Here is a 1066-nt window from a genome sequence, read left to right as displayed (position 1 = left end):
ATATCTGAAAATTATCCGTAATTCTGGATACAAGTGAGCCTGCAACTTCTGGTAGCGTCACATCAAAAAACGTTTTGATAGCAGAGGTGAATGCTGCTTTGGAGGGAAAATAGACATTGTTCCTCACATGCTCATTCATTACTTTCCAAAGCCGCTCTATTGGATTTAAGTTTGGGCTGTATGGTGGTAAGTAATGAAGCTCTACATTGAGCACTTTTGCCGCATTTCTCACCATTTCTGACCGATGGTAGGCTGCACCATCAAGCACAATATGCACGGTTTGCTCTAGTGGATAATGCTCTTTCTTGAGTTTCCAAAAGAAGCGAACAATGCTCTCGCTATCTATCGTTTCATAAGTATCTGTAATCGTTGCGCTAATGTCTTTCAGTGACAGAGCTCCGATTAAATTCACTCGAGTACGGCTACCTGTCGTTTCAATAAGCTTATCCTGTCCTTTTCGGATCCAGCCATAACTGAGCTTTGTTGATTGAGTCGGATGAACGGCATCCATGAAAAGCACAGGTGCATTATTGGACTTAAGTACCTCATTGTAATACTCGATAAACGCTTGTTGCTCTTCAGGTTTTAGCTTGTGCGGAACACCTTTGGGCTTTTTGTATGAAAAACCGTGGTGATGTAACCACTTGTTCATGCCTGCAACGGTGTAGCTCACGCCGAATTCCGTCTCGATGTAAGCAACGATTTGACGCGTATGAAAGTAGGTTTTCTCAGTCAAATGCTCGATGAGCTGCATCGTTTGAATTTCAGAAAGTCGGCTCTGGCTACCACCATTCTCAGGTTTAAGTTTTTCAGAGAGAACATAATCACTAAGATGACGGGCAACGGTCGATTCATGAATACGAAGAGCTTGAGATATCATGACCTGACTCCAACCCTCGGAAGCCAGTAAAACGGCTTTTATACGGTCGCACACACGACTATCACGCTCAGTGTCGTGCATCTGTTCGAGTTGCTGCTTTTGTTCAGGAGTCAGTACAATTTTCATGGTGCGTAGCATGATCCTGAATTAATGAGAAATCAAGCATCTTCAATGATCACGGGTATA

At 43.2% G+C, this 1066-nt stretch carries 1 protein-coding gene; it reads right to left on the bottom strand.

Annotated elements, in window-relative coordinates; genetic code table 11:
* The coding region (locus KIV40_RS21500; RefSeq protein WP_285351216.1) for an IS630 family transposase at nucleotides 1–1006 on the bottom strand (1006 nt) is incomplete at its 3' end.
* Nucleotides 1007–1066: the final 60 nt, after the last annotated feature.

It is taken from the genome of Vibrio sp. D173a (assembly GCF_030248475.1).
Note: the sequence above shows the minus strand (reverse complement) of the source record. Positions and strands in the feature narration are given on the sequence as shown.